At 75.4% G+C, this 26,677-nt stretch carries 19 protein-coding genes and 1 pseudogene; 13 read left to right on the top strand and 7 right to left on the bottom strand.

The window, feature by feature from the left end:
- Positions 1–959: 959 nt before the first annotated feature.
- From guaA to AB0O91_RS35570, 3 genes and pseudogenes are all read left to right on the top strand, one after another.
- The gene (guaA, locus tag AB0O91_RS35580; protein WP_363442111.1) at positions 960–2,555 is read left to right on the top strand and encodes a glutamine-hydrolyzing GMP synthase; all 1,596 of its coding nucleotides are present in this window, start codon (positions 960–962) and stop codon (positions 2,553–2,555) included.
- A gap of 208 nt (positions 2,556–2,763) precedes the next feature.
- Positions 2,764–3,282 (top strand): annotated as a pseudogene (locus AB0O91_RS35575) (DoxX family membrane protein); the annotation flags it as partial.
- A gap of 57 nt (positions 3,283–3,339) precedes the next feature.
- Positions 3,340–3,783: a Rieske (2Fe-2S) protein gene (locus tag AB0O91_RS35570; protein ID WP_363442129.1), complete on the top strand. Its 444-nt coding sequence runs from the start codon at positions 3,340–3,342 to the stop codon at positions 3,781–3,783.
- A 23-nt stretch (positions 3,784–3,806) separates the two neighbouring features.
- Here the strand turns inward: AB0O91_RS35570 and AB0O91_RS35565 are convergent, their stop codons facing one another.
- Together AB0O91_RS35565 and AB0O91_RS35560 are read right to left on the bottom strand one after the other, a co-directional pair.
- Positions 3,807–4,016 (bottom strand): hypothetical protein, encoded by a 210-nt coding sequence (locus AB0O91_RS35565; RefSeq protein WP_363442109.1) that lies wholly within the window; start codon positions 4,014–4,016, stop codon positions 3,807–3,809.
- The gene (locus AB0O91_RS35560) at positions 4,013–5,440 is read right to left on the bottom strand and encodes a PspC domain-containing protein (protein WP_363442107.1); all 1,428 of its coding nucleotides are present in this window, start codon (positions 5,438–5,440) and stop codon (positions 4,013–4,015) included. Before AB0O91_RS35560 ends, AB0O91_RS35565 begins: the two co-directional genes overlap by 4 nt.
- A 262-nt stretch (positions 5,441–5,702) precedes the next feature.
- Here AB0O91_RS35560 and AB0O91_RS35555 point away from each other — a divergent pair, with 262 nt between their 5' ends.
- The 3 genes from AB0O91_RS35555 to pcrA all read left to right on the top strand — a co-directional run bounded on the left by AB0O91_RS35555 (position 5,703) and on the right by pcrA (position 10,497).
- Positions 5,703–7,049, top strand: coding sequence for a PspC domain-containing protein (locus AB0O91_RS35555; protein ID WP_363442127.1), 1,347 nt, complete (start codon positions 5,703–5,705; stop codon positions 7,047–7,049).
- A complete protein-coding gene (locus tag AB0O91_RS35550; protein ID WP_363442105.1) occupies positions 7,042–7,764 on the top strand; it encodes a response regulator transcription factor in 723 nt (240 codons plus the stop codon). The genes AB0O91_RS35555 and AB0O91_RS35550 overlap by 8 nt, the downstream gene beginning before the upstream one ends.
- A 105-nt stretch (positions 7,765–7,869) precedes the next feature.
- The gene (pcrA, locus tag AB0O91_RS35545; protein ID WP_363442104.1) at positions 7,870–10,497 is read left to right on the top strand and encodes a DNA helicase PcrA; all 2,628 of its coding nucleotides are present in this window, start codon (positions 7,870–7,872) and stop codon (positions 10,495–10,497) included.
- Here the strand turns inward: pcrA and AB0O91_RS35540 are convergent, their stop codons facing one another.
- Complete coding sequence (locus AB0O91_RS35540; RefSeq protein WP_363442102.1) at positions 10,498–11,298, bottom strand: M23 family metallopeptidase; 801 nt, start codon at positions 11,296–11,298, stop codon at positions 10,498–10,500.
- A gap of 343 nt (positions 11,299–11,641) precedes the next feature.
- Here AB0O91_RS35540 and AB0O91_RS35535 point away from each other — a divergent pair, with 343 nt between their 5' ends.
- The gene (locus tag AB0O91_RS35535; protein WP_363442100.1) at positions 11,642–12,049 is read left to right on the top strand and encodes a cobalamin B12-binding domain-containing protein; all 408 of its coding nucleotides are present in this window, start codon (positions 11,642–11,644) and stop codon (positions 12,047–12,049) included.
- A gap of 91 nt (positions 12,050–12,140) precedes the next feature.
- Here the strand turns inward: AB0O91_RS35535 and AB0O91_RS35530 are convergent, their stop codons facing one another.
- Positions 12,141–13,760, bottom strand: a complete 1,620-nt coding sequence (locus tag AB0O91_RS35530) for a DUF5691 domain-containing protein (protein ID WP_363442098.1) — start codon at positions 13,758–13,760, stop codon at positions 12,141–12,143.
- The gene (locus AB0O91_RS35525) at positions 13,757–15,070 is read right to left on the bottom strand and encodes an SWIM zinc finger family protein (protein ID WP_363442096.1); all 1,314 of its coding nucleotides are present in this window, start codon (positions 15,068–15,070) and stop codon (positions 13,757–13,759) included. Before AB0O91_RS35525 ends, AB0O91_RS35530 begins: the two co-directional genes overlap by 4 nt.
- A 200-nt stretch (positions 15,071–15,270) precedes the next feature.
- On the opposite strand from AB0O91_RS35525, the gene AB0O91_RS35520 reads away from it, so the two are divergent.
- The 5 genes from AB0O91_RS35520 (at position 15,271) to sucD (ending at position 22,311) form a co-directional block, all read left to right on the top strand.
- The gene (locus tag AB0O91_RS35520) at positions 15,271–16,353 is read left to right on the top strand and encodes an AAA family ATPase (RefSeq protein ID WP_363442094.1); all 1,083 of its coding nucleotides are present in this window, start codon (positions 15,271–15,273) and stop codon (positions 16,351–16,353) included.
- Positions 16,350–18,716, top strand: a complete 2,367-nt coding sequence (locus AB0O91_RS35515) for a DUF5682 family protein (RefSeq protein ID WP_363442092.1) — start codon at positions 16,350–16,352, stop codon at positions 18,714–18,716. The genes AB0O91_RS35520 and AB0O91_RS35515 overlap by 4 nt, the downstream gene beginning before the upstream one ends.
- A 29-nt stretch (positions 18,717–18,745) precedes the next feature.
- Entirely contained in the window at positions 18,746–19,942 is a 1,197-nt protein-coding gene (locus AB0O91_RS35510) for a VWA domain-containing protein (protein WP_363442090.1), read from the top strand.
- 293 nt (positions 19,943–20,235) lie between these two features.
- A complete protein-coding gene (gene sucC, locus AB0O91_RS35505; RefSeq protein WP_363442088.1) occupies positions 20,236–21,408 on the top strand; it encodes an ADP-forming succinate--CoA ligase subunit beta in 1,173 nt (390 codons plus the stop codon).
- A gap of 18 nt (positions 21,409–21,426) precedes the next feature.
- On the top strand, positions 21,427–22,311 hold the full coding sequence (gene sucD / locus AB0O91_RS35500) for a succinate--CoA ligase subunit alpha (RefSeq protein WP_363442086.1): 885 nt from the start codon (positions 21,427–21,429) through the stop codon (positions 22,309–22,311).
- 85 nt (positions 22,312–22,396) lie between these two features.
- Here the strand turns inward: sucD and AB0O91_RS35495 are convergent, their stop codons facing one another.
- The gene (locus AB0O91_RS35495; RefSeq protein WP_363442084.1) at positions 22,397–24,409 is read right to left on the bottom strand and encodes a LuxR C-terminal-related transcriptional regulator; all 2,013 of its coding nucleotides are present in this window, start codon (positions 24,407–24,409) and stop codon (positions 22,397–22,399) included.
- Positions 24,410–24,541: 132 nt separating this feature from the next.
- On the opposite strand from AB0O91_RS35495, the gene AB0O91_RS35490 reads away from it, so the two are divergent.
- The gene (locus AB0O91_RS35490) at positions 24,542–25,954 is read left to right on the top strand and encodes a DUF6350 family protein (protein ID WP_363442082.1); all 1,413 of its coding nucleotides are present in this window, start codon (positions 24,542–24,544) and stop codon (positions 25,952–25,954) included.
- Between the two features lie 10 nt (positions 25,955–25,964).
- Here the strand turns inward: AB0O91_RS35490 and AB0O91_RS35485 are convergent, their stop codons facing one another.
- Entirely contained in the window at positions 25,965–26,645 is a 681-nt protein-coding gene (locus AB0O91_RS35485; RefSeq protein ID WP_363442080.1) for a hypothetical protein, read from the bottom strand.
- Positions 26,646–26,677 lie beyond the last annotated feature (32 nt).

The following is a 26,677-nucleotide window of genomic DNA, read 5'->3' as shown; positions in this document are numbered from 1 at the left end:
AAAGGGCCCCGCGGGGGAACGGGGCCCTTTGTCGCTCAGCACGCGGCGTCAGGGCTGCGCCGGTGCTGGGGTCGACGGCGCCGGGGGAGGAGCGCCGTCGGGTCGGTCGGTTCGTGGGCGCGTCCCCCGGGGGCCGGCGTGGGTGGCCGGCGGAGCGGGGCGCGCGTCTCCGTGCGGCGGCGGGTCGGCGGGCAGGTCTGCGCCGGACCCACGCTCACGGAGCGTGAAGTGAAAACCGGTGTCGCCGGGTCGTACGGCGGGCGCGGAGACATCGGTCCGGACCTCCGCGGTGCGCCTTCCGGCCGCCGGGAGAACCGTTCACACCGAGCATGGTGGTGGACAGAGGGGTTGCTCTGCAACCGGTTCGGCGCAGTTCAGTACAGTCCGTTTTCCGGCGGACCTGCGTCGAGTGATCACGGTGCGTAGTGGTCCGGGTGGTTGCGGCGCACGGGGACGCGCGTAGCGGTGCGGGACGGTGGGGGGAGTGCGCCCGGGGCGCGCCCGGATCGTAGGGCGGTGCGACGGCCGGTCCCGGGCGTCCCCGGGGAGCCGGCCGTCCCACCTCTCGACCCAGTCGCGGCCGGGGTCGCTGTCCCCTGCTGGCCGGCCGCGGCACCCGCGCACGGTCCCACGGCGCCGAGCTCCCGGCGAGCCGGGGCGGCGGCGCCACATGCGCCGGTGGACTGGGGTGAAGCTCCACGCGTGGTCCTGCAGCCCGTACGGCGGTGCCCCCGGTCGGGGGCGGCGGCGGCGCGTCTGGCGAACGCGGCGCGGCCGTCCGGTCGTCTGAAGCAACGAACCTCGGGCCCGCCCGGTCACGGTCCTTTGGACGTGCAGACGAGTGAAACCGGACAGCCCGGTAGAATCGGTGTCCAGACACCCCACACCCGTCCGCCGCCGCGACCCGCCCGGAACGCGGTTCGGCGCGACACCTCGATACCGCTGCCGGAAGGCCGTCTGTGTCCTCTGCAATTCCCGTCCAGTCCGTGCCGGACAACGACACCGTCCTGGTGGTCGACTTCGGCGCCCAGTACGCCCAGCTCATCGCCCGTCGGGTGCGTGAGGCGCGGGTCTACAGCGAGATCGTGCCGAGCAGCATGCCGGTCGCCGAGATGCTCGCCAAGAACCCGAAGGCGATCATCCTCTCCGGCGGTCCGTCGTCGGTCTACGAAGAGGGCGCGCCGCAGCTCGACCGCGCGATCTTCGAGGCCGGTGTCCCGGTCTTCGGCATGTGCTACGGCTTCCAGCTGATGGCCAAGACGCTGGGCGGCACCGTCGACAACAACGGCGCCCGCGAGTACGGCCGCACCCCGCTGACGGTCTCCCGCACCGGCTCGACCCTGTTCGAGGGCGTCCCGGCGGCGCACTCGGTGTGGATGTCGCACGGTGACGCCTGCTCCGCCGCCCCGGCGGGCTTCACCGTCACCGCCTCCACCGAGCTGGTCCCGGTCGCGGCCTTCGAGAACGACGAGGCCCGGCTGTACGGCGTCCAGTACCACCCCGAGGTGCTGCACTCCGACCACGGCCAGCAGATCCTGGAGCACTTCCTCTACCGCGGCGCGGGCATCGCCCCGACCTGGACCACCGGCAGCGTGGTCGAGGAGCAGATCGCCCTGATCCGCGAGCAGGTCGGCACCAAGCGCGCGATCTGCGGCCTGTCCGGCGGCGTGGACTCCGCGGTCGCCGCGGCCCTGGTCAACAAGGCCATCGGCGACCGGCTGACCTGCGTGTACGTGGACCACGGCCTGATGCGCAAGGGCGAGACCGAGCAGGTCGAGAAGGACTTCGTGGCCGCCACCGGCGTCCAGCTGAAGGTCGTCGACGCCTCCGAGCGCTTCCTGACCGCGCTGAAGGGGGTCACCGACCCCGAGGAGAAGCGCAAGATCATCGGCCGGGAGTTCATCCGGGTCTTCGAGCAGGCCCAGGCCGAGATCGTCGCCGAGGCCGGCGCGCACGGCGAGTCGGTCGACTTCCTGGTCCAGGGCACCCTGTACCCGGACGTGGTGGAGTCCGGCGGCGGCACCGGCACCGCCAACATCAAGTCCCACCACAACGTCGGCGGCCTGCCCGAGGACCTCCAGTTCCAGCTGGTCGAGCCGCTGCGCAAGCTGTTCAAGGACGAGGTCCGGATGGTCGGCCAGGAGCTCGGCCTGCCGGAGGAGATCGTCCAGCGCCAGCCGTTCCCGGGCCCGGGCCTGGGCATCCGGATCGTCGGCGAGGTCACCCAGGAGCGCCTGGACCTGCTCCGCGACGCCGACGCGATCGCCCGCGAGGAGCTGACCGCGGCCGGTCTGGACCGCGAGATCTGGCAGTGCCCGGTCGTGCTGCTCGCCGACGTGCGCAGCGTGGGCGTGCAGGGCGACGGCCGCACCTACGGTCACCCGATCGTGCTGCGCCCGGTCTCCTCCGAGGACGCCATGACCGCCGACTGGTCCCGCCTGCCGTACGACGTGCTGGCGAAGATCTCCACCCGGATCACCAACGAGGTCCGCGACGTCAACCGCGTCGTCGTCGACGTCACCAGCAAGCCGCCGGGCACCATCGAGTGGGAGTGAGCACTCCCCGCGAAGCCTGAACAGCCGCGCCGTCGTTCCCCTCACGGGGGAACGGCGGCGCGGCCGTTGGCGGCCGGCCGGGGGCGGGTCCCGCGGCGGCCTCCCGGACAGGCCCCGGGTGGGACCTCCCACCGAAAACGTTCACGAGCGGGCAGAATGCGGACCGGACCTGTCAGGCAGTGGCGGGCCGAGAGGGAAGGTGAGCGGGATGTCGGAGGCCAGCAACTCCGTACCGGACGACGGGGGAGCGGCCGGCCGGGCCGACCGGGCGGCGCAGCGGCGGGCGTTCGCGTCCCGGTACGCCCTGCTGCCGCTGCGGCTCTTCCTCGGCGTCACCTTCGTCTACGCCGCCCTGGACAAGCTCTCCGACGGGCACTTCCTGGCGGGCGCGGCCGACCCGGCCTCCTTCGTCTCGCAGACCCGGGCCGCCAAGGACGGCGGCAGCCCGATCGGCTTCCTGCTCGGCCCCGCCCTGGACGCGCCCACGCTGTTCGCACTGGCCGTCGCCTTCGGCGAACTGGCCGTCGGCCTGGGCACCCTGCTCGGCCTGTGGGGCCGGGTCGCGGCGCTCGGCGGCGCGCTGATCAACCTGAGCCTGTGGCTGACCGTCAGCTGGAACGTCTCGCCGTACTACCTCGGCAACGACCTCGGCTACCTGATGGCCTGGACCCCGCTGCTGCTGGCCGGCACCCCCTACCTGTCGGTGGACGGCTACCTGGCCCGCAGGGCCGGGCGGGACCGCGAGCGGGGGCTGACCGAGGAGCACGTCCGGCGCCGGTCGCTGATGGACGGCGGGATCGCGGCGGTCGCGATCGGCGGGGCCGGGCTGCTCACCGGCTCGCTCACCCGTACCTTCGGCCGGGACCGGTCGACGGCGCCCAAGCAGTCCGCGGCCCCGGCCCCCGGTGCCACCGCGTCGGCCCCCGCGGTGGCCGCGGCGAGCGTGCCGGTCGGCGGCTCGGCCCAGGTCAAGGACCCGGCCACCGGGGACGCGGTCTACATCGTGCAGCCCAAGGCCGGCCAGTACTGCGCCTTCTCCGCGGTGTGCACCCACTCCGGCTGCGCGGTGGACGCGCCGAAGAACGGCCAGCTGTACTGCCCCTGCCACGGCTCCCGGTTCGACGCCGCGACCGGTGCGGTGGTCAACGGGCCGGCGGTCAAGCCGCTGCCCCGGTACGGCGTCACCAAGGACGGCGACCAGCTCGCCCTGGGCCCGCTGCAGAGCTGACCCGCCGGACGCCCGCTGCCCGGCTACTCGTCGCGGTCGGTCCGGCCCCGGCGGGCCACCGCGGCGACCGCGCCGGCCAGGCCGCCGACGCCGAGCACGATGAAGGTGACCGGGACGACGATCCGGCCGTTCACCGACTGGTCGTTGAGCGCCGCCACCAGGTAGAGCACGGCGATCACGGTGAAGAGCGCGCCCGCGATCAGCGAGAACAGGTCGAGCCGGTGCTTCCTCACTGCTGGACCACCTTGATGTCGCCGATGCCGAGGCTGAGTTGGAGATCGATGGTGCCCTTGGACGGCTGACCGCCGGCCGGGCCGAACTGGTAGGTGTGCCGGCCGGTGCCGTCGTTGCGGCCGCCGGGGGCGGTGACGCTGCCCAGGCCGACCCGGGCCACCACGTTCGCCTCGACGTTCGGCGGCAGGGTGACCAGCAGTTCGCCGGCGCCGAGGTCGACCTTGGTGGAGACGGTGGTCCCGGCCGGGTCGAGCCCGGAGAGGTCCAGTCGGAGGTCGCCCGCGCCGAGGTTGTAGCGGTCCCTCAGCTCGGCGGGTGCGGCGACCGTCCAGGTGCGGTCGCCGATGGCGTCCTGCACGGTGTGCGGCGAGTGGCCGGCGAAGGCCAGTGCCAGGGTGGTCAGCAGTCCCAGCACCGCGAGCTTGCGGGCCTTGCCGAACTTCGCGGCCAGCAGCAGGGTCAGGCCGATCACCAGCAGCCCGGTGGCCAGGACGACGGTGCTCAGCCTGGTGACGTCGGAGTGGCCGGCCGAGGCGGACCAGACCGCGGTGGCCGCACCGACCGCCAGCAGGAAGCCGAAGAAGCCGAGCGGCGAGCGCTCCTTGGGGTGCCGGACGGCGGCCGGCTCGCGGCGGCGCTCCCGGGGCTCCTTGCGCAGCGGGTCGCCCTCCGGCAGGTCGGTGCGCTGCCACCAGGCCTGGGTGGGGCCGCCGGGCGGCGGCAGCTTGGTGCCGTAGGCGGGCGTGGCGGTGCCCGGGTCGGTGCCGCCGTACGGGTTGCGCTCGGGGTGGCGGGGGTCCCAGAGGTAGCCGCTCGGGCCGGGCGGGGGGGAGTCGGCGGGGACGGTGCCGGCGGCCCGGTCGGCGGCGTGCCGGGCCCGGAGGGCGGCCTCGTCCTGCGGCCAGCCGTAGCCGTCCGCCTCGGGGAAGCTGCGGTCGTAGGGGCCGCCGTGCCGACGGCCGCGGCCCCGGCCGCGTCGGCGCTCCGGGTCGTAGCGCACCGCCATGAAGACCAGGCCGCCGAGCAGCAGCAGCGGGAACAACTGGTCGCCGTCGCCCATCGAGGAGAAGAACGCCCCGGTGCCGATCACGGTCAGCAGCACCGCGCCGATCGACTGGCCGTCGACCCGGCCGGTCAGCACCCGCTGGAGCTCGGTGCGCCCGCCGGGGCCCCGGCCCCCGCCGTCGCCCTCGATCGGGACGATCAGCCAGGCCAGGCCGTACAGGAAGAGTCCGAGGCCGCCGGAGAGGCAGAGCACCACGGTGACCACCCGGAAGACCACCGGGTCGATGTCCAGGTGCCGTCCCAGTCCGCCGCAGACGCCGGCCACCACGCGGTGGTGCTCGGCCCTGGTCAGCGGGGGGCGTTCCGGTTCCGGCGGGGCGGTGGGCCCGGCCTCCTGGATGCGGTGGTCCTCGGTCATGGGCACCATCCTCCGGCAGGGGGCGGGCCGGCCCAACCGGGTAGGGCCCTGCCCGTACCCTGACTTGTCCCTGATAAGCCTGGGGGCCACACCCTGATGCGCCCGCGGGCGCCCGCGTGGAACCATCGGTGGCGTGGCAGCACCCGGTACCGATCCCCGCCCCCTCGCCCCCGACGCCGCGGCGCCGGCCGGCGCCGACCCGAACGCGCCCGCCGACGGCCGGCCGCCCTACCGGCGGCTGTACCGCAGCCCGCAGGGGCGGATGCTGGGCGGCGTCGCGCACGGTCTGGCGGTGCACCTCGGGCTGCCGGTCCGCTGGGTCCGGCTGGCCTTCGTGCTGCTGTTCTTCGCGCAGGGCATCGGCGCGCTGCTGTACGCGGCGTTCTGGTTCGTGGTGCCGATCGGCATCGGCGAGCCCTCCCAGCGCGGCGGCACGCACTGGGTGAACGTCAACGGCGTCTACGTCCCGACCTCGCCCTGGCTGCGGCCGGGCACGCCGCTGACCAAGTCCGGCGGCGGTGGCTGGGTCGGCCGGCTGCGCGAACTGCTCCAGCACATGCTCCAGGGCGAGCCGGTGACCGCGCCCGCCGCCGAGGGCGAGGCCGAGGCCGGCGCCCGGCCCGCCGGCAAGAACGGGCAGGGCGGCATCGGCCAGCTCGCCGCCCTGGTCATGGTCGTGATCGGGCTGATCGCCCTGCTGAACGTGCTCGGCTGGCAGACCGCCAAGCCGTACACCTGGCCGCTGCTGGCGATCGGCGTCGGCGTGGCGCTGGTCTGGCGGCAGGCCGACGACTCGCGCTGGCAGCGCTGGTTCGGCATCGAGGAGGGCGAGAAGCGGCGCGGCGCCTACACCCGGGTCGGCGCCGGCGTGCTGCTGGCGGTGGCCGGCACCATCGCGCTGCTCGCCATGCAGGGCAGCGGCTCCACCCTCGGCTCGGTGGTCGAGGCCTCGCTCGCGGTGCTGGCCGGGGTGCTGGTGCTGCTCGGCCCGTACGGCCTGCGGATGTGGCAGGACCTCGGCGCCGAGCGCACCGCGCGCATCCGGGCCCAGGAGCGTGCCGAGATCGCCGCGCACATCCACGACTCGGTGCTGCACACCCTGACCCTGATCCAGCGTCGGGCCGAGGACCCCAAGGAGGTGCTGCGGCTGGCCCGCTCCCAGGAGCGCGAGCTGCGGCTGTGGCTGTACCGCCCGGAGGCCGCCGCCGAGGCCGCGCCGGACACCATGGCGGAGACCCTGCGGGCCGCCGTCGCCGAGGTCGAGGACCGGCACGGGGTCCCGGTCGAGCTGGTCATCGTCGGCGACTGCCCGATGGACGAGAAGATCGCGGCACAGATGCAGGCCGCGAGGGAGGCGACCGTCAACGCGGCCAAGTACGGTGGCGGGGGACCGGTCCAGGTCTACGCCGAGGTGGAGGGGAGGGCGGTGTCGGTGTTCGTCCGCGACCACGGACCAGGCTTCGACCCCGACACGGTGCCCGAGGACCGGATGGGCGTACGGGAGTCGATCATCGGCCGGATGAAGCGCAACGGCGGCACCGCTCGGGTGCGGCCGGCTGCGGGCGGCGGCACCGAGGTCGAGCTGGAGATGGAGAGAACGCATGACTGAGGCAGCGCCGCAGCGCACGGCGAGGGTCGTCCTGGTGGACGACCACCGGATGTTCCGGACCGGGGTCCGGGCCGAGATCGGCCGCACCGACGTGACCGGCATCGACGTGGTGGGGGAGGCCGACGACGTGGACTCGGCGGTCCGGGTGGTCGCCGAGACCCGGCCCGACGTGGTGCTGCTCGACGTCCACCTGCCCGGCGGCGGCGGGGTCGAGGTGCTGCGCCGCTCGGCCGGCGTGATGGGCGAGGGAGGGGCGGCGCGCGGCGCCTCGGACAAGGCGGGCGGCGGGCGGCGGGAGGGCGTGAAGTTCCTGGCGCTGTCCGTCTCGGACGCGGCCGAGGACGTCATCGGCGTGATCCGCGGCGGCGCCCGCGGCTACGTCACCAAGACCATCACCGGCACCGACCTGGTCGACGCGATCTTCCGGATCGCCGACGGCGACGCGGTCTTCTCGCCGCGGCTGGCCGGCTTCGTACTGGACGCCTTCGCCGCCACCGACACCCCGCCGGTGGACGAGGACCTGGACCGCCTCACCCAGCGCGAGCGCGAGGTGCTGCGGCTGATCGCCCGCGGCTACGCCTACAAGGAGATCGCCAAGCAGCTCTTCATCTCGGTGAAGACCGTGGAGAGCCACGTCTCGGCCGTCCTGCGCAAGCTCCAGCTGAGCAACCGGCACGAGCTCACCCGCTGGGCCACCGCCCGCCGCCTGGTCTGAGCCCCCGGGGCCTCCGGCCCCGCGTCGTCGCACCGATGAGCCCGCCCGGCCGGATTCCACCGGCCGGGCGGGCTTGTCGGTGGGTGGCCATAGACTCGGAGTGCCATGAGTAGCCTCTTTGACGACCTCCCGCTCCCCGGTTTCGAGGCACCCGCCGCCGGGTCGAAGCAGCCCGCCGCGCCCGTCGACGCGATCGACGAGGAGCCCCCGCCGTACGAGGAGGAGGCCCCTTACGACGCGTACGAGGAGGCGATCCCGGACGGGCTGTTCCAGACCGACCACGCCGCCGAGAGCGCGCGGGACGCCTGGTACCGCAACGGCGCCGCCCGGACGGTGATCGACCCGGCGCAGCTGCTGGAGGGGATGAACGACCCGCAGCGCGAGGCGGTGCTGCACGCCGGCTCGCCGCTGCTGATCGTGGCCGGCGCCGGCTCCGGCAAGACCCGGGTGCTGACCCACCGGATCGCCTACCTGCTGGGCGCCCGCGGGGTGCAGCCGGGCGAGATCCTGGCGATCACCTTCACCAACAAGGCGGCCGGCGAGATGCGCGAGCGCGTCGAGGCGCTGGTCGGCCCGCGCGCCCGGGCGATGTGGGTGTCGACCTTCCACAGCGCCTGCGTGCGGATCCTGCGCCGCGAGTCCAAGCAGCTGGGCTTCACCTCCAGCTTCTCGATCTACGACTCGGCCGACTCCCAGCGGCTGATGTCGCTGGTCTGCCGCGACCTCGACCTGGACCCGAAGCAGTTCCCGCCGAAGTCCTTCACGGCGAAGGTCAGCAACCTGAAGAACGAGCTGATCGACGAGGAGACCTTCGCCGACCAGGCCGCCAACCCGATGGAGAAGAAGCTCGCCGAGGCGTACGCGCTCTACCAGCGGCGGCTGCGCGAGGCCAACGCCCTCGACTTCGACGACATCATCATGACGACGGTGAACCTGCTGCAGGCCTTCCCGGACGTCGCCGAGCACTACCGCCGCCGGTTCCGGCACATCCTGGTCGACGAGTACCAGGACACCAACCACGCCCAGTACACCCTGGTCCGCGAACTGACCGGCGGCTCCGCGGCCGACGCCCCGAAGCGCACCGTGGACGGGGACCCGGTGAACCCGGCCGCCGCGCGGCTGGCCGAGGTGCCGCCGGCCGAGCTGTGCGTGGTGGGTGACGCGGACCAGTCGATCTACGCCTTCCGCGGCGCGACCATCCGCAACATCCTCGCGTTCGAGGAGGACTACCCGAACGCGACCACGATCCTGCTGGAGCAGAACTACCGCTCCACCCAGACCATCCTGAGCGCCGCCAACGCCGTCATCGAGCGCAACGCCAACCGGCGCGAGAAGAAGCTCTGGACGGCCGGCGAGCACGGCGAGAAGGTCGTCGGCTACGTCGCGGACGACGAGCACGGCGAGGCCCAGTTCATCGCCGACGAGATCGACCGGCTCACCGACGCGGGCGACGCCAAGCCCGGCGACGTCGCGATCTTCTACCGCACCAACGCCCAGTCCCGGGTGTTCGAGGAGGTGTTCATCCGGGTCGGGCTGCCGTACAAGGTGGTCGGCGGGGTGCGCTTCTACGAGCGCAAGGAGGTTCGGGACGTCCTGGCGTACCTGCGGGTGCTCTCCAACCCCGAGGACACCGTGCCGCTGCGCCGGATCCTCAACGTGCCCAAGCGCGGCATCGGCGAGCGGGCCGAGGCGATGGTCGACGCGCTGGCCGCGCGGGAGCGGATCTCCTTCGCCCAGGCGCTGGTGCGGGTGGACGAGGCGTACGGGATGGCCGCGCGCTCGGCCAACGCGGTCAAGAAGTTCAACACCCTGATGGCCGGGCTGCGCCAGGTCGTCGAGTCGGGCGCCGGCCCGGCGGCGGTGCTGGAGGCCGTCCTGGAGGAGACCGGCTACCTGGCCGAACTCCAGGCCTCCACCGACCCGCAGGACGAGACCCGGGTGGAGAACCTCCAGGAACTCGCGTCGGTGGCACTGGAGTACGAGCAGGACCCGGGCGAGCGGCCGGACGCCGGCGAGGACGGCGCGCCGCCGGTCGGCTCGCTGGCCGACTTCCTGGAGCGGGTCGCGCTGGTCGCCGACTCCGACCAGATCCCGGACGACGACGAGGAGGGGCAGGGCGTCATCACGATGATGACCCTGCACACCGCCAAGGGCCTGGAGTTCCCGGTGGTCTTCCTGACCGGCATGGAGGACGGGATCTTCCCGCACATGCGGGCGCTCAACCAGGTCAAGGAGCTGGAGGAGGAGCGCCGGCTCGCGTACGTGGGGCTCACCCGGGCCCGGGAGCGGCTCTACCTGACCCGCTCGGTGCTGCGCAGCGCCTGGGGCCAGCCGGCCTACAACCCGGCCTCGCGGTTCCTGGAGGAGATCCCCGAGACGCTGGTCGAGTGGAAGCGGACGGGGGCGGCGCAGGCGCCGGTCCAGCGCGGCTTCTCCTCGGGTTCGTCCTGGGGCAGGTCCTCGTCCGGGGGCGGGAGTTCGCGCTCCTCGTCGTCCGCCGGGGCGGCCGCGCCGAAGGCGGGCTGGGGGCAGTCGGTGCGGCGCGGCGGCAAGGTGGTGGAGCGCGAGGTGGTCTCGCTCGCGGTCGGCGACCGGGTCACCCACGACACCTTCGGGCTGGGCACGGTGGTGGGTGTGACGGGCCTCGGCGACAACGCCCAGGCCGAGGTCGACTTCGGCTCCACCGGGCGCAAGCGGCTGGTGCTGCGGTACGCGCCGGTGGAGAAGCTGTAGTCAGCGGGGGTCCAGCCCGTTCGCGAGGAACCAGGGCAGCGGGTCGACCGGCCCGCTGTTCTGGGGCCTGATCTCGAAGTGCAGGTGCGGCCCGGTGCTGTTGCCGCTGCTGCCGACGAAGGCGATCACGTCGCCCTGCTTCACCGGGCCCTTGCGGACCTTGTACGCCCGCAGGTGGCACATCCAGGCCTCGGTGCCGTCGGACATCTTCAGTATCGACATGTAGCCGTAGAACGGGTTCCACTGGGTCCGGATCGTGCCGTCCTGGACGGCGTACACCTCCGAGCCGCCGTCCACCGGGAAGTCGATCCCGGTGTGCCGGTTGGCCCAGTGGGTGCCGTTCGCGCCGAACAGTTCGCCGAGACCGTGCCGGGCGACCGGCATGACCACCTTGGGTTTGACCGGCTCCGCGGTCGGCTCGGCGGTCGGAGTGGCGGTGGCGGTCGCGGTGGACTGGCCGTCACCGGACTGGGTGCCGGACAGCGGCCGGCGGGCGTCGCCGCGAGAGGACTGCGCCTGGTCGGTGCGCGCGGCCGCCTGCTGGGCGGTCTGCCGCGCGGCCGTGGTGGCCGGGGCGTCGGCCGCCGAGGCCTGCGCCGGCGCCCGGTCGGCCTGCTCCTGGACCACCGCGACGCCCGCCGCGCCGGCGACTCCGAGCGCGGCCACCGACGGCACCGCGACCCGGAACAGCGCCGCCCGGGTCGCCGCCTTGGCGGCGCCGCGACGCTGGGCGCGGGACTGCTCGCGGGCGGCGAGGCGCAGCTCCGCACGGGTCGGGCGGGCGGCTGCTTCGGGAGCCATCGGGGGCTGCCTCCTCGGTGGGCCTCGGGCGCGTCATCGGGCGAGGTAAACAGCCGAGACTGTAGCCCCACGGTCGACGCCCCGGAAAAACCGCCGGTTGTCAAGGGGGCGCACGGGGGGCTGTGCCCGGGGGCGCCGCGGTCCTGACGACCGGTATACCCACTGGTAGCAAGGCCTGGGGCTGTGACTTTGCCCTCCTCTTGGGAGGTGGCGCGGCCAACCGGGGCGGGTGGCGCTAATCTCCCCTCAGGTCGGTTGGTTATCGAGCGTTAACCGTGTCGACCACAGCCGTGGGCCCACAAGGTCCGGTCGGATGATGGACGACGAGGTCCAGGAGGCAGTGATGAGTGTGTCGGGGCCGATCCGTGTGGTGGTCGCCAAGCCGGGGCTCGACGGTCACGACCGGGGCGCCAAGGTCATCGCGCGCGCCCTGCGCGACGCCGGTATGGAGGTCATCTACACCGGGCTGCACCAGACCCCGGAGCAGGTGGTCGACACCGCGATCCAGGAGGACGCGGACGGCATCGGGCTGTCGATCCTCTCCGGCGCCCACATGACGCTGTGCGCACGGGTGTTGGAACTGCTGAAGGAGCGCGACGCGGAGGACATCAAGGTGTTCTGCGGCGGGATCATCCCGGACGAGGACATCGTCGAGCTCAAGGCGATGGGCGTCGCGGACATCTTCACCCCGGGGACGCCCACCCGTGACGTGGTGGCCTGGGTCGAGGCCAACCTGCGCACGGCCGGCTGAGTTCCGGACACCCGTCGAGCGGGCCGGTCCGGGGCGGACCGGCCCGCTCCGCCGTGTGCGGCCCGCGTCCGCTGCCGTGCGCGGACCCTGCTCAGCCCGCGTCCGCGGTCGGTCGCAGCTCGTCCAGCATCGCGGCCCGGAAGCGCAGCGTCCCGGCCAGCCGGGCGAAGGTCTCCGACCAGGCCGAATCGGGGGCGGCCCCGGCGGCCAGCTCCTCCACCGCGGCCGCCGCCCCGGGTGCCAGCGCGCGTTCCGTCATCCCGAGCACCCCGCTGTGGCTCCACGGGTACGCGCCGGAGGCGGCCGCCCGGGCCAGCGCCGCGACCACGGTGGTGGACAGCGGCGGTGTCCACGGAGTGGCGCAGGCGCCGAGCAGTTGGAAGGAGTCGCCCAGGCCGTGCACCTCGATGAAGGCGGCCGTCCAGGCGGCCCGCTCCGGCGGCGGGAGCACGGCCAGCAGCTTGGCCGGGGCCCCGGTGGCGCGGGCGCCGCGGGCGCGTCCGACGCCCCGGGCCGGCGGGACGGGGGCCGGGCCGAGCAGTGCCCGGGCCCAGTCGGCGTCGTGCTGGCGCACGGCGGCGCGCGCCCAGGCCTCGCGCAGGTCGTCGGCCCAGCTGCTGCTGGTCTCGTCCACGCTGTCGCCGACCCGCAGGGCGAGCAGCTGCTCGGGCGTCAGCCCGGTGCTCTCCGGCCAGAGCGCGAGCGGCGCGGCGGCCACCACCTCGCCGAACCACCAGGCCCGTTCGCCGCGCCCGGTCGGGGACTTGGGGGCGATGCCGTCGCGCTGCATCCGTTCGTCGCACGCGGTGGGCGGGGTGACCAGCAGGTGGGTGCCGCTCCCGGCGAGGGCCACCGCGGCCCGGGCCCGCTCGGCCATCCGCCCGGCGAGCGCCGAGCCGGGCAGGGTGGACAGCAGTTCGGCGGCGGTGGCGCGGACGTTCTTGCTGCGGTCGCCCAGCGCGGCCTCCAGGAACGGCTCGTCGGCGGGGGAGAGGCCGTCCTGGAGGGCGTCCAGGAAGAGCAGGCGGTCCTCGGCGCGCTCGGTCGACCAGGTGCCGCGCAGCAGTTGCAGCCCGGCGGCCGGGTCGCGGCGGCGCAGCAGGGTGAGGTGGGTGACCCGCTCGGCGAACAGGCCCTCGTGCCAGGGCCGGTGGTCGTCCGGGGCGTCCGGCCGCGGGGCCGGTTCGGCGGCGGTGGTGCGCAGCACGAACCGCCAGTCGGGGTTCCGGGCGGCCAGCCAGTGGCCCAGCGGGCCGGCCAACGCGACGGCGTCCGGCCGCAGTTCACTGCGCGCCCGGGCCGCGTCGAGCAGCCCGGGTATCAGCGCGGCGGGTGGCCGCAGGCCCTCGGCCCGGGCGGTGGCGAGCCACTGCGGCAGCAGTTCGGCGAGGTTGGCCAGGGTGCCGCCGGTGCCGCTGCCGCCGGAGCGCCCGGTGAGCAGGACGGCCAGTCGGCGGGCGGCGGCCTCGGGCAGTTCCGGGCGGTGGTCCTCGGGCGCGGGTGGGCCGGGCGGCTCGGTGGCGGGGACGGGCAGGGCGCCGGCCCTGCGGCGGACGGTGGCCAGCGCGGCCAGCTCCAGCAGGGCGGTGGCCGGGTCGGAGCGGTCCACGGCGTCGGCGAGCGGCAGCGCGGTGGCCGGGAGCGGGCGCCGGTCGGTGCCGAGCAGGGCGCTGGTCCGCAGGGTCTCCCACGGGTCCGGGGTGATCGTCATCGTCGCTTCTCCTCAGCGGTAGTGAGGCCGACCGGGCGGTGCCCGGCGGGCCAGGCGGTGACCGGGGCGAAGCCCAGGTGGCCGTACTCGCCGAAGACCGTCAGGGGGCGGCCGGTGGAGACCGCGGCCAGCCGCCACAGCGCCGCCTCCGGGACGGCCGAGGGGCGGACCGGGACGGTGTGGTGGCCGTCCGTCAGGTGCCAGCCGTCGGGGGTGCTCACCGGGACGACCCCGGTGAGCACCGTCGGCCAGGCGTCCAGCCACGGGTCGTCGGCGACCGCGGCGCCGTAGCCGGCCACCGCCTCGGCGACGGTGAGCCCGGCGGGCGGGGCGGCCGGGCCGGGCCCGGGGGCGCCGTAGCGGGTGCCGAGTGCGGCGCGCAGCGGGCGGGCGCCGGGGTGGAAGCCGAGTTCGGCCTCCAGCAGGTGACCGGTGGGCAGGGCGAGGTCCGGGGCCTGGCCCGGGCGGCCGAAGGCGAGCAGCAGGGCGGGGCGGCCGGTCTTGGCGCCGCGCAGCCAGACCCGCCGGGTGGTGAGCCGCTCGTCCGAGCTGTCCCGGCTGCCGAGGACCAGCCAGCGGTCCCGGACCGTCGGCCCGGCGAGCACCTCGGCGGCGTCCACGGTGTAGCCGACCCGGGCGCGGACGGTGGCGGCCAGCTCGGAGGGCAGTTCGTCGATCCGGGTGGCGGCGGTGGCGAGCAGGTGGAGCAGCGCGTACTCGGCGAGCAGCCGCTCCTCCGGCAGCGTGTCCAACTCCCGTACCCGGGTGGCGAGTCCGGGGGCTTGGGCGTCGACCATCCGGGCCGCGACCTCCTCCCAGGGGCCGGCCGTGGACTGGTCGGCGAGGCCGTGCCGGACCCGGTCGGCCAGCCGCAGCCGCAGCTCGGCGGCGCCGGCCGCGACCCGGGCGCCGCGCCGCTCGGACCGGCGGCGGGCGGCCTCCGGGTCGGCCGGGGGCGCCGCGCGCTTCTCGGTGCGCTCCTCCCGGGCCCGGAGCCAGTCGGCGGCCCAGTCGGCGGGCGCGCCGGCCGGCACCGCCGTCGGGGAGCCGCTCCACAGCAGGAGCAGCCCGAGCGCGTGCTTGCACGGGAACTTCCGGCTGGGGCAGCTGCACTGGTAGGCGGGCGTGGCGAGTTCGATCACGGTGCGGTACGGCGTGCGGCCGCTGCCCTGGCACTCGCCCCAGAGCGCGGCGCCGTCGGTGCCCGTCCCGGACCACGGCCCGGGCGCGGACAGCTTGCCCGCGGACTTTCGCGACGCGGCGTCAGGGGCCAGGGACAGGACGTGTTCGGTGCTCCAGCGTTCCTCCATGCGACCGACCGTAGGGGGCGGCACTGACAGTGGCTGACGGCCCGTCCGGCCGTTGTCAGTGCCGCGTTGCAAGGTGGTTCCCACAGGCCGGGACGCCGACCTGGCTCCCTTGGGGCCCTCGCTTCCGGAACGCGCCGGGCGCCCCGATCACCCCGCCGCCGGGCATCCGTGCGCCCGGCGGCCGACCCGAAGGAGCCCCCATGACCGACGTTCTGCGGCAGCACGCCGAGGACGCCTTCGCCGGCGAGCTGGCCGCCCTGGCCGCGCAGGACGACCGTCCGCGCCCGGAGCGCTGGAAGCTCTCGCCGTGGGCCGTGGCGACGTACCTGCTCGGCGGCGAACTGCCCGACGGCACCCGGATCACCCCCAAGTACATCGGCCCGCGCCGGATCGTCGAGGTCGCCGTCACCACCCTGGCGACGGACCGCGCGCTGCTGCTGCTCGGGGTGCCCGGCACCGCGAAGACCTGGGTGTCCGAACACCTGGCCGCCGCGATCAGCGGCGACTCCACACTGCTGGTGCAGGGCACCGCCGGCACCCCCGAGGAGGCCGTCCGGTACGGCTGGAACTACGCCCAACTGCTCGCCCACGGGCCCAGCCGGGACGCCCTGGTGCCCTCGCCGCTGATGCGCGCGATGGCGGACGGCAAGCTCGCCCGGATCGAGGAGCTCACCCGCATCCCGGCCGACGTGCAGGACAGCCTGATCACCATCCTGTCCGAGAAGACGCTGCCGGTACCGGAGTTGGGCGGTGAGACGCAGGCCGTGCGCGGCTTCAACGTGATCGCCACCGCCAACGACCGCGACCGCGGCGTCAACGAGCTGTCCAGCGCGCTGCGCCGCCGCTTCAACACCGTCGTGCTGCCGCTGCCGGGCTCGCTGGACGAGGAGGTCGACATCGTCACCCGCCGGGTCAACCAGCTCGGCCGCTCCCTCGACCTGCCCGAACTGCCCGGCGGCGCCGAGGAGATCAGGCGGGTGGTGACGGTCTTCCGCGAGCTGCGGGCCGGCCTCACCGTGGACGGCCGGACGAAGGTCAAGACCCCGAGCGGCACCCTCTCCACCGCCGAGGCGATCTCGGTGGTGGCCAACGGCCTGGCCCTGGCCGTCCACTTCGGCGACGGCGTGCTGCGCGCCGGGGACGTCACGGCCGGGATCCTCGGCGCGGTCGTCCGCGACCCGGTGGCGGACCGGGCGGTCTGGCGCGAGTACGTCGAAGGGGTGGTGCGCGAGCGCGACGGCTGGAAGGACTTCTACCGCGCGGCCCGCGAGGTGACGGCGTGACCTCGGAGGTCGCCCTGCTGGGCATCCGGCACCACGGGCCCGGTTCGGCCCGGGCGGTGGCCGCCGCGCTGGCGCAGTGGCAGCCGGACGCGGTGCTGATCGAGGGGCCGCCGGAGGCCGACGCGGTCGTCCACCTCGCCGCCGAGAAGGACCTGGTGCCGCCGGTCGCGCTGCTCGCGCACGCGGTGGACGACCCGGCGCGGGCCGCGTTCTGGCCGTACGCCGAGTTCTCCCCGGAGTGGGTGGCGATCCGGTACGCCGTGGACCACGACCTGCCGGTCCACTTCATCGACCTGCCCGCCGCCCACGGCTTCGCGCCCGCCCCCGGGGAGGAGGAGGCCGGGGAGCCCGGCGACGACCTGCCCGCCGACCCGCTGGCACTGCTCGCCGAGGCCGCCGGCCACGACGACCCGGAACGCTGGTGGGAGGACGTGGTCGAGCACCGGGCCCCCGGCGCGGACGCGCTGGCGCCCTTCGCCGCGGTCGCCGAGGCGATGGCCGCGCTGCGCGCCGAGGGCCTCGGCGAGTCCCGCCGGGACCAGCTGCGCGAGGCGCACATGCGCCAGCGGATCCGTGCCGCCCGACGCGCCGGGTACGGCCGGATCGCCGTGGTCTGCGGCGCCTTCCACGTGCCCGCGCTGGCCGCGACGCCGACCGTCGCCCACGACCGGGCGCTGCTCGCCGGGCTGCCGAAGAAGGTGCGGACGGACATCACCTGGATCCCGTGGACGCACCGGCGCCTCTCCCGGGCCGCCGGTTACGGCGCGGGCGTGCAGTCCCCCGGCTGGTACCACCACCTGTTCACCGCCGAGGGCGATCCGGTGCCGCGCTGGCTCACCCGGGCCGCCGAACTGCTGCGCGCCGAGGACCACCCGGTCTCCTCCGCCCACGTCATCGAGGCGGTCCGGCTCGCCGAGACCCTCGCCGTGCTGCGCGGCCGCCCGCTCGCCGGGCTGACGGAGACCCTGGACGCCGTCCGCGCGGTGCTCTGCGAGGGCTCGGACGTCGCCCTGGAACTGGTCCGGGACCGCCTGGTGGTCGGCGACGCGCTCGGCGAGGTGCCGGACGCCGCCCCGGCCGTGCCGCTGCAGCGCGACCTCGCCCGGCTCCAGCGCTCGCTGCGGCTCAAGCCCGAGGCCGCGCCCCGGGACGTGGACCTCGACCTGCGCAAGGACACCGACGCGGCCCGCTCCCGGCTGCTGCACCGGCTGCGGCTGCTGGGCGTCGAGTGGGGCGTGCCGGCCCGCTCCACGGTCCACTCCACCGGCACCTTCCGGGAGAGCTGGCGGGTGTGCTGGCAGCCCGAGTTCGCGGTCCGGATCGCCGAGGCGGCCCAGTGGGGTACCACGGTGGAGGAGGCCGCCGTCAACAAGGCGGTCGGCACCGCCCGGGCCGCCGCCGAACTCGCCGAGCTGACCGGCCTGGTGGAGAGCTGCCTGCTGGCCGGGCTGTCCGGGGCGCTGCCCGCCGTGATGCGGGTGCTGGCCGACTGCGCGGCCCTGGACACCGACGTCGCGCACCTGGCGGGTGCGCTGCCCGCGCTGGTCCGCGCGCTGCGCTACGGCGACGTGCGCGGTACCGACCACGGCGCGCTGGCCGGGGCCGCGGCCGGCCTGGCCGAGCGGGTCTGCGTCGGACTGCCGCCCGCCTGCGTCGGGTTGGACGCGCAGGGCGCCGCCGCGATGCGGGCCCGGATCGACGAGGTGCACGGCGCGATCGCGCTGCTCGCCCCGGACGGCACGGCCGACCCGCACGACGCGGCGGACCCGGAGGGCACGACAGCCCCGGAGGGCACGACAGCCCTGGACGACGCGGCGGACCCGGAGGGCCTGCCCGCCCGGTGGGCCGCCGCCCTCCACTCGCTGGCCCGCCGCGAGCCCGTCGGCGGACCGGCCACCGGAGCCCCCGGCCTGCTCCGCGGCCGCGCCGTCCGACTGCTGCTGGACGACGGCCGGTTGGACTCCGAGGAGGCCGGCCGACGGCTGGGCCTGGTGCTGTCCGCGGCCAGTGCCCCGGCGGACGCGGCCGGTTGGGTCGAGGGCTTCCTCACCGGCGGCGGCGCCCTGCTGCTGCACGACCCGCGGCTGCTCGCCCTGCTGGACGGATGGCTCTGCGGGGTCGGCGAGGAGGCGTTCACCGACGTGCTGCCGCTGTTGCGGCGCACCTTCGCCGGCCTGGAGGCCGGCGTGCGCACCACCATCGGCGGCCGGGTCGCGGCCGGGCCGCCGGGCGCGACCCCGACGGCCGCCGAGCCGGTCGGCGCCCTCGACCGGGAGCGTGCCGACGCCGCCGTCCCGGTGCTGGCCGTGCTGCTCGGCGTCCGCCCGACGATCCCCCGCCAGCCCGCCGGCCGCAACACCTGACCCCGCACCCGCCGCACCAGGAGGACCCGATGGCAGCGACCCCGACCGACGAACGGCTGCGCCGCTGGCGCCTGGTGCTCGGCGGCGAGGCCGACGGCACCGGCTGCACCCTGCGCGGTCGCGACGCCGCGATGGACGGCGCACTCGCCGCGCTGTACCGGGGCGGCCCCGAGGAGGGCGCCCGCCCGGCCCGCGGCGGCCGCCGCGGCGCCGGACTGGGCGGCTCGGCCCCGCAGGTGGCGCGCTGGCTGGGCGACATCCGCAGGTACTTCCCGTCCACCGTCGTCCAGCTGATGCAGCAGGACGCGATCACCCGGCTCGGCCTGGAGCGGCTGCTGCTGGAGCCGGAGATGCTGGAGGCCGTCGAGCCGGACGTGCACCTGGTCGGGACCCTGCTCTCGCTCAAGCACGCGCTGCCCGAGACCACCCGGGAGTCCGCCCGGGCCGTGGTCGGCAGGGTGGTCGCGGACCTGGAGCGCCGGCTCGCCGACCGGACCAGGGCCACCGTGGGCGGCGCCCTCGACCGCAGCGCCCGGGTGAACCGGCCGCGCCACCGGGACATCGACTGGGACCGGACGATCCGGGCCAACCTGAGGAACTACCTGCCCGAGCACGGCACGGTCGTGCCCGAGCGGCTGGTCGGCTACGCCCGCGCCCAGCGCGGGGTGAAGAAGGACGTCATCCTCTGCGTCGACCAGTCCGGCTCGATGGCGCCCTCGGTCGTCCACTCGGCGGTGTTCGGCGCGGTGCTCTCCTCGATGCGCACCCTGGACACCCGGATGGTCGTCTTCGACACCTCGGTGGTCGACCTCACCGAGCAGCTCACCGACCCGGTGGACGTCCTGTTCGCCACCCAGCTCGGCGGCGGCACCGACATCAACCGCGCGCTCGCCTACTGCCAGTCGAAGATCACCCGGCCCTCCGAGACCGTCGTGGTGCTGATCAGCGACCTGTACGAGGGCGGCGTCCGGGACGGCATGCTGCGCCGGGTCGCCGCGATGAAGGCGGCGGGCGTCCAGTTCATCGCGCTGCTCGCGCTCTCCGACGAGGGCGCCCCGGCGTACGACCACGCCCACGCCGCCGCCCTGGCCGCGCTCGGCGCCCCGGCCTTCGCCTGCACCCCGGACGCCTTCCCGGAGATCATGGCGGCGGCGATCGAGAAGCGCCCGATCCCGCGGCACCTGACGGCGGGCGGCACCGCGGAGGGGGCCGGCCCGGGGATGTGACGACCTCACCCGGGCGGGTGAACCCGCCCGATCCGCGGGTGACGTGTCCGGGCCGATCTGTGACGGTTCTCACCCAAGCCGGACAGGGCCCCGGGCGGAACAGGCCCGTCCCACGGGGATAACCTGCCAGACGGACGTGACGCGCGTGTTGATTGACGTGTGCGCCCGTGGCTGTGTGGGCCGCAAGGCCGTACCTCTGCGTACCCGCACCGCCCCGACGACCCGCAGCGAAGATCCTGCCGTGGCACGCTCGTAGAGACACAATCCGCGACCACGAACAAGGACGAACACACGTGGACCTGTTCGAGTACCAGGCGAGGGACCTCTTCGCCAAGCACGGTGTGCCCGTGCTTGACGGTGATGTCATCGAGACCCCCGAAGCCGCTCGCGCCATCGCCGAGCGCTTCGGCGGACGCGCCGTCGTCAAGGCTCAGGTGAAGGTCGGCGGCCGTGGCAAGGCCGGTGGCGTGAAGCTCGCCGCCGACCCGGCCGACGCCGTCGCCAAGGCCGAGGCGATCCTCGGTATGGACATCAAGGGCCACACCGTTCACAAGGTGATGCTGGCCCAGACCGCGGACATCAAGGACGAGTACTACGTCTCGTTCCTGCTGGACCGCACCAACCGCACCTTCCTGGCCATGGCCAGCGTCGAGGGCGGCGTGGAGATCGAGGTCGTCGCCGAGGAGAACCCCGACGCGCTCGCCAAGATCCCGGTCGACGCCAACGAGGGCTGCACCCCGGAGAAGGCCGCCGAGATCGTCGCCGCGGCGAAGTTCCCGGCCGAGGTCGCCGACCAGGTCGCCGAGGTCCTGCAGAAGCTGTGGACCGTCTTCATCAAGGAGGACGCCCTCCTCGTCGAGGTCAACCCGCTGATCAAGTCCGGTGACGGCAAGATCATCGCGCTCGACGGCAAGGTCTCCCTGGACGAGAACGCCGAGTTCCGTCAGCCCGAGCACGAGGCGCTCGAGGACAAGGCCGCGGCCAACCCGCTCGAGGCCGCCGCCAAGGCCAAGGGCCTGAACTACGTCAAGCTCGAGGGCCAGGTCGGCATCATCGGCAACGGCGCGGGCCTCGTCATGAGCACCCTCGACGTGGTCGCCTACGCCGGTGAGAAGCACGGCGGCGTCAAGCCCGCCAACTTCCTGGACATCGGCGGCGGCGCCTCCGCCGAGGTCATGGCGAACGGCCTGGAGATCATCCTCGGCGACCCCGACGTCAAGTCGGTGTTCGTCAACGTCTTCGGCGGCATCACCGCCTGTGACGCGGTCGCCAACGGCATCGTGCAGGCCCTGGAGCTCCTGAAGAGCAAGGGCGAGAACGTCTCCAAGCCGCTGGTCGTCCGCCTGGACGGCAACAACGCGGAGCTGGGTCGCAAGATCCTGGACGACGCCAACCACCCGCTGGTGCAGCGCGTGGACACCATGGACGGTGCGGCCGACCGCGCCGCCGAGCTGGCCAACAAGTAAGGAAGGGGACTTAACACCATGGCTATCTTCCTTACCAAGGACAGCAAGGTCATCGTCCAGGGCATGACCGGCGCCGAGGGCATGAAGCACACCCGCCGCATGCTCGCCTCCGGCACCCAGATCGTCGGTGGCGTCAACCCGCGCAAGGCCGGCACCACCGTCGACGTCGACGGCACCGAGATCCCGGTCTTCGGCTCCGTCGCCGAGGCGATGAAGGAGACCGGCGCCGACGTCTCCGTCCTCTTCGTGCCGCCGGCCTTCACCAAGGCCGCCGTCGTCGAGGCCATCGACGCCGAGATCCCGCTGGCCGTCGTCATCACCGAGGGCGTCCCGGTCCACGACAGCGCCGCGTTCTGGGCGTACGCCGGTTCCAAGGGCAACAAGACCCGGATCATCGGCCCGAACTGCCCCGGCCTGATCAGCCCCGGCCAGTCGAACGCCGGCATCATCCCGGCCGACATCACCACCTCCGGCAAGATCGGTCTGGTGTCGAAGTCGGGCACCCTGACCTACCAGCTCATGTACGAGCTGCGCGACATCGGCTTCTCCTCGGCCGTGGGCATCGGCGGTGACCCGGTCATCGGGACCACCCACATCGACGCCCTCAAGGCCTTCCAGGAGGACCCGGAGACCGAGATCATCGTCATGATCGGTGAGATCGGTGGCGACGCCGAGGAGCGTGCCGCGGCCTACATCGCCGAGCACGTCACCAAGCCGGTCGTCGGCTACGTCGCGGGCTTCACCGCCCCCGAGGGCAAGACCATGGGCCACGCCGGCGCCATCGTCTCCGGCTCCTCGGGCACCGCCCAGGCGAAGAAGGAGGCCCTCGAGGCCGCCGGTGTCAAGGTCGGCAAGACGCCGTCCGAGACCGCCCGCCTGGCTCGCGAGATCATCGCCGGCTGACCCCTGGTCACCCGCGCGTGAGCGCCCCCGCCCTTCGTGGGCGGGGGCGCTCGCCGTTCCGGCGCTCCGTTCCGGTGCCGCCGTCTCAGTGCGCCGGTCCCGTGCCGCAGGGCAGCGGGGACCAGGCCGGGCAGGCCGCCGGATCCTGCTGCGGCGGCGGGGCGGCCCCCCGGGCCGCCACCGGCAGCTCCCAGCGGGCCACCGCCTGCGCCTGGGGATCCGCCACCACCGCCTCCAGGCCCGGCGTCGGGCTGCACCACAGGCTGCTGATGCCGTTCGGCGCCCCGCCCGGCAGCAGCGGCACCCCCGGCTCCGCCACCTCCGCGGTCGGGGCCGGTACGCAGAGCGCGGGGACGGGCGGATCCGGTTCGTGGAACAGCGCTGCCGGGCGCAGCCCCGCCAGCGTCGCCACCGCGGCCCCGCCCACGGCCACCGTCAGCAGCGCCGCCGCGCCCGTCCGGCTCGCCGTCCACAACCGGTGCCGGGCCTGGAGCACCGGCACCGGCGCCCGGTGCGGCTCCGGACAGCCCCGCACCGCCGCCCGGTGCAGCAGCCCGCTCAGCCCGTCCGCGAAGCCCGGTGCCGCCGGATCCGGCCCCACCAGCTCCGGCACCCACTGCGCCAGCGCCTCCCGGGCCGCCCAGACCCGCCCCTCGGCCGCCCGGCGGGTCGACTCCACCTCCACCGCGATCGCGCTGGCCGGCAGACCCAGCCCGTCGTGCAGGACCAGTGCCCGCCGCTGCGGCCGGGACAGCCGCCGCAGCGCCTTCAGCAGCGCCCTGTCCCGGTCGGTCAGCCGGTCGTGGTCCGGCAGCACCGACTGGGCCTCGTCGGCCGGCCGCACCCGGATCCGCCGGTGCGGCAGCGCCCACGCGCCCGCCCGCCGGGGCCCGCCGCGCCGCCACGGCGACAGCGCCAGCTCGCACGCCCGCACCCGGACCCAGCCCTCCGGATCGCCCGACCCGACCACCCCGCCCCAGTCCTGCCGGGCCTCGCCGAACGCCCGCCGCACGCAGTGCACCGCGCGGTGCCGACAGGCCGTCAGCAGGAACACCTGCTGCACCAGCCGGGTGTGCGCGTCCTCGTACAGCTCCTCGAAGTTCTCCGACAGGTCCCGTCCGTGCCCCGCCTCGGTGAGCGCCAGGCTGATCCGCTCCCGGGCGCCGCCGGTGTCGCGCTCGACGGGTGCGGGTGCGGGGGCGGCGTCCCGGTGCTCCGGGCCCGCGGCGGGGGGCTCCGGCGCGGGCCGCCCGCCGCCGCTCCGGCCCCGCTCCGCCCGTCCGCCGGGGCCGAACGCGGCGCCGGGGCCGAACGCGGTGCCGGGCCCGGTGGGCGTCGCGGCCGGTCGGCCGTCGGGCCGGTTCCGCCCGGCGGACCCGTCGGCCGGGGGCCCGGCGGGTGTCGCCGGGCGGGTGCCGCTCCGGCCGTCCGCCGTGCGGTCCCGCGACCGTCCCCGGGCGGGGCCGCCCGGGCCGCCGGTGTCCCGGCTCCGCCGGCCGTCCGTGCTCTGCCGCCGGTCGGTCGGCTGCGGCCCGCGGCGTTCGGCGGCGGGCCGGGCCGGGCCGGTGCCGCGTCGGCCCTCGGCCGGGGCCTTCGCCGGACCGCCTGCGGCGGCGGGCGGCGCCGCGGGGCCGTCGCCCGGTCCCGGCCGGGGGCGCGTCGGGGCGCCGGACGCGCCGTCGGCCGTGGGCCGTCCGGGCGAGGGCAAGGGCGAGGGGGAGGGGGAGGGGGAGCGGTGGCGGTCGCCGCTGGTGCCGGGGTCTCCGGTGGTCGGGGTGGTCTGTGTCATGCCGCTGCGTTCTCCCGGGGCGGTGGGGGCCGTGCGCGTCCGGTGGGTGTCGGTGGGCGTGGCCGGGGAGCGCCTGCCCGGGCCGGTGGGGGGTGCGGTGGTGAGCAGGGCGATGGCGGCGGCTTCGGTGGGGCAGCCGAGTTTCCGCATGGCCCGGTGGAGATAACTGCGGGCGGTGGTGGCGGTGACGCCGAGTGCGGCGGCGGTGTGGTCGAGGTCGTGGCCGGCGGCCAGGTGGGCGAGGGCCTGGGCCTCACGGGGGGTCAGTTTCCGCAGCGGGTCGGGGGTGCGGGTGGGGGGCGTGGTCATCAGACGCTCCGGGCCGGGGCGGCGGCGGCTTGGGGGCAGGGTCTGAAAAGGCGCATAAGCCAATAATCTGGGACACGGCGGCGGTTTGCCGGTTCACGGAGCATGGCGAGTCGCCTTGGCACCATGAGGCGCATGACGCAGCTGATGGGCCGTCCGATCCTGGAAGTGCCGGGCGAACTGGGTGGACGGCCCGTGCTGGCCGACCTGTTGGCGGGGGTGCGCACGGCGTTGGTCGGCCTGGCAGCCGTCGGGGTGCCGGTGCTGGGGCTCTGGGTGGCGACGCCGTACGCGGACTCGGACGCCGCCGGAGCCACCCGGTTGGCGGGCGCTCTCTGGCTGCTCGGGCACGGCGCGCCGGTGCTGCGCGGGGCGGCGGAGGCCCCGCTGACGGTCACTCCGCTGCTGCTCGGCGTCCTGCTGGTGGTGCGGCTCTACCGGGCCGGGGCCGGCGTCGCGGCCCGGCGCGGGCTGCGGTCGCGCTGGGGCGGTCCGACGGCGCTGTGGGCGGGGTACTGCGCGGTCGCGGCCGCGGTGGCGCTGCACTGCGCGGGGGCCGGGCTGTTCCGCAGCCGGGTGCTGCCGGACCTGCTGGTGGTGGGACTGCTCGCGGGGCTGTCGACGGCCGCGGGGGTCCGTTCGGCCGAACCGGTGGGGGACGGCGTCGAACGGCTGGTGGAGCGGATCCCGGCCGGCTGGCGGCCGGCCGGCGGGGGCTCCGTGGTGGGCCGGGCGGCCGGGGCGGCGGGCGCGGGGCTGGTCGCGGCGGGCGGGCTGCTGGTGGCTGCGGCGGCGGTGCTGGACGCGCTGGCCGGCGGCGGGCGCGGGATGGCGCTGCTCGGCGGCGGTCCCGTCGCGCTGGTCGGGCTGCTGCTGCTCACCGTCGCGCTGCTGCCGAACGCCGTGCTGTGGGGTGCGGCGTACGCGCTGGGCCCGGGATTCGAGGTCGGTGCCGGGGCGGTGGTGTCGCCGGGCGGGGCGAGGCTCGGCCCGGTGCCGGAGTTCCCGCTGTTCGCCCTGCTGCCGCAGGACGGACCGGGCGGCTGGCGGCTGGCGGCGCTGCTGCTGCCGCTGCTGGCGGGGCTGGTGCCGGCGGTCCTGCTCGGCCGTGCGGCGGCGGGCCGGCGGGGGGACGCGGACGGCGCGCAGCCCTGGCCGCCCGCGGCGACGGCCGTGGCGGCGGTGGCGGCGGCGTTGTTGTTGGGGGCCGGGGCGGCGGTGCTGGGCTGGCTGTCGGGCGGTGCGCTGGCGGCCGAGCGGATGGCGCGGCTGGGGCCGGTGCCGTGGTGGACGGGGCCGGCGGCGGCGGGCTGGCTGGCCCTGGTGGCGGTGCCCGGGGCCCTGCTGGTCCGGTACCGGGTGCTCGGCCCGACGCCGGTCGGGAGCGCGGACGAGGTGGAGGGCCCGGAGGCCGGGCCGACGACCCCGGCGGTCGGCCCGGGCACCCCCGCCCGGCTCGCGCTCCGGGCGCGCCGGAGCGCGCTGGAGCTGCGCGCCCGGACGTACGCCCTGGTCCTGTGGTGGTCCGGTCAGCGCTCCGCCGGCTGAGCGGGCCGACTCACTCCGAGTTGCCGGTGAAGTCCACGTACCACTGCGGTGCGTACCGGTCGCAGTTCTCGGCGCCGACGTTGGTCAGCGAGTCCCGTACGCAGGTCATGTAGTCCTGGTAGTAGACGCTGAGCCCGATCACCGAGGTGGCGACCACGACGGTCATCGCACCGGTGAGGATCCCGGCGAGCGCGGCCGGGGTGAGCGGGTTGGGCGCCGGGGCGCCGGCCGGGCCGCCCGCGAGGGTGGTGCCGGTGCCGGTGCCGGTGCCGGTGGCGGCTGCGGCTGCGGCGGGCCGCTTGGCGCGCAGCGCGCCGATGCCCCAGACGATGCCGAGCGCCCCGACCAGCAGGGCGATCCACTGGAGGCCCACGAACAGGCAGACCAGGGCGAACGGCCCGGCCAGCGCGGCGTTGCGGGCCTTGCGGTGGGCCGGGTCGGTCGGGTCGAGCCGGGGCGGCGGCGGAGTCTGCGGCCGTCGGCCGGGACCGCCGTCGCCGGGGCCCGGGCCCCACGGCGGCGGGAACGGCGGGCGGTCGCCGCCCTGGCCGTCGCCCTGGCCACCGGGCCCGCGGTCGCCCTCGGAGCCCTGGCCGGGCCAGGGGCTGCGCGGCCGCCAGGGCTGGTCCGGGGCGTCCGCGGGCGGCGGCGCGAAGGGGTTGCGCTCGTCGGTGTCGTCGCCGCTGCTCATGGGTTCAGCCGTTCCTTCTCGGTCGGGGCTCG

This window comes from Kitasatospora sp. NPDC089797 (assembly GCF_040684795.1).
Lineage (GTDB): Bacteria > Actinomycetota > Actinomycetes > Streptomycetales > Streptomycetaceae > Kitasatospora.
This window is presented reverse-complemented; position numbering and strand designations above follow the sequence as displayed.

Bases quoted from the DNA above. Each gene is read 5' to 3' on its own strand.
- AB0O91_RS35570 (WP_363442129.1), top strand. From the start codon at position 3,340: ATGGACGGCGGGATCGCGGCGGTCGCGATCGGCGGGGCCGGGCTGCTC.
- AB0O91_RS35560 (WP_363442107.1), bottom strand. From the start codon at position 5,440: ATGACCGAGGACCACCGCATCCAGGAGGCCGGGCCCACCGCCCCGCCG.
- AB0O91_RS35555 (WP_363442127.1), top strand. From the start codon at position 5,703: ATGCTGGGCGGCGTCGCGCACGGTCTGGCGGTGCACCTCGGGCTGCCG.
- AB0O91_RS35550 (WP_363442105.1), top strand. From the start codon at position 7,042: ATGACTGAGGCAGCGCCGCAGCGCACGGCGAGGGTCGTCCTGGTGGAC.
- pcrA (WP_363442104.1), top strand. From the start codon at position 7,870: ATGAGTAGCCTCTTTGACGACCTCCCGCTCCCCGGTTTCGAGGCACCC.
- AB0O91_RS35540 (WP_363442102.1), bottom strand. From the start codon at position 11,298: ATGGCTCCCGAAGCAGCCGCCCGCCCGACCCGTGCGGAGCTGCGCCTC.
- AB0O91_RS35535 (WP_363442100.1), top strand. From the start codon at position 11,642: ATGAGTGTGTCGGGGCCGATCCGTGTGGTGGTCGCCAAGCCGGGGCTC.
- AB0O91_RS35530 (WP_363442098.1), bottom strand. From the start codon at position 13,760: ATGACGATCACCCCGGACCCGTGGGAGACCCTGCGGACCAGCGCCCTG.
- AB0O91_RS35525 (WP_363442096.1), bottom strand. From the start codon at position 15,070: ATGGAGGAACGCTGGAGCACCGAACACGTCCTGTCCCTGGCCCCTGAC.
- AB0O91_RS35520 (WP_363442094.1), top strand. From the start codon at position 15,271: ATGACCGACGTTCTGCGGCAGCACGCCGAGGACGCCTTCGCCGGCGAG.
- AB0O91_RS35510 (WP_363442090.1), top strand. From the start codon at position 18,746: ATGGCAGCGACCCCGACCGACGAACGGCTGCGCCGCTGGCGCCTGGTG.
- sucD (WP_363442086.1), top strand. From the start codon at position 21,427: ATGGCTATCTTCCTTACCAAGGACAGCAAGGTCATCGTCCAGGGCATG.
- AB0O91_RS35495 (WP_363442084.1), bottom strand. From the start codon at position 24,409: ATGACCACGCCCCCCACCCGCACCCCCGACCCGCTGCGGAAACTGACC.
- AB0O91_RS35490 (WP_363442082.1), top strand. From the start codon at position 24,542: ATGACGCAGCTGATGGGCCGTCCGATCCTGGAAGTGCCGGGCGAACTG.
- AB0O91_RS35485 (WP_363442080.1), bottom strand. From the start codon at position 26,645: ATGAGCAGCGGCGACGACACCGACGAGCGCAACCCCTTCGCGCCGCCG.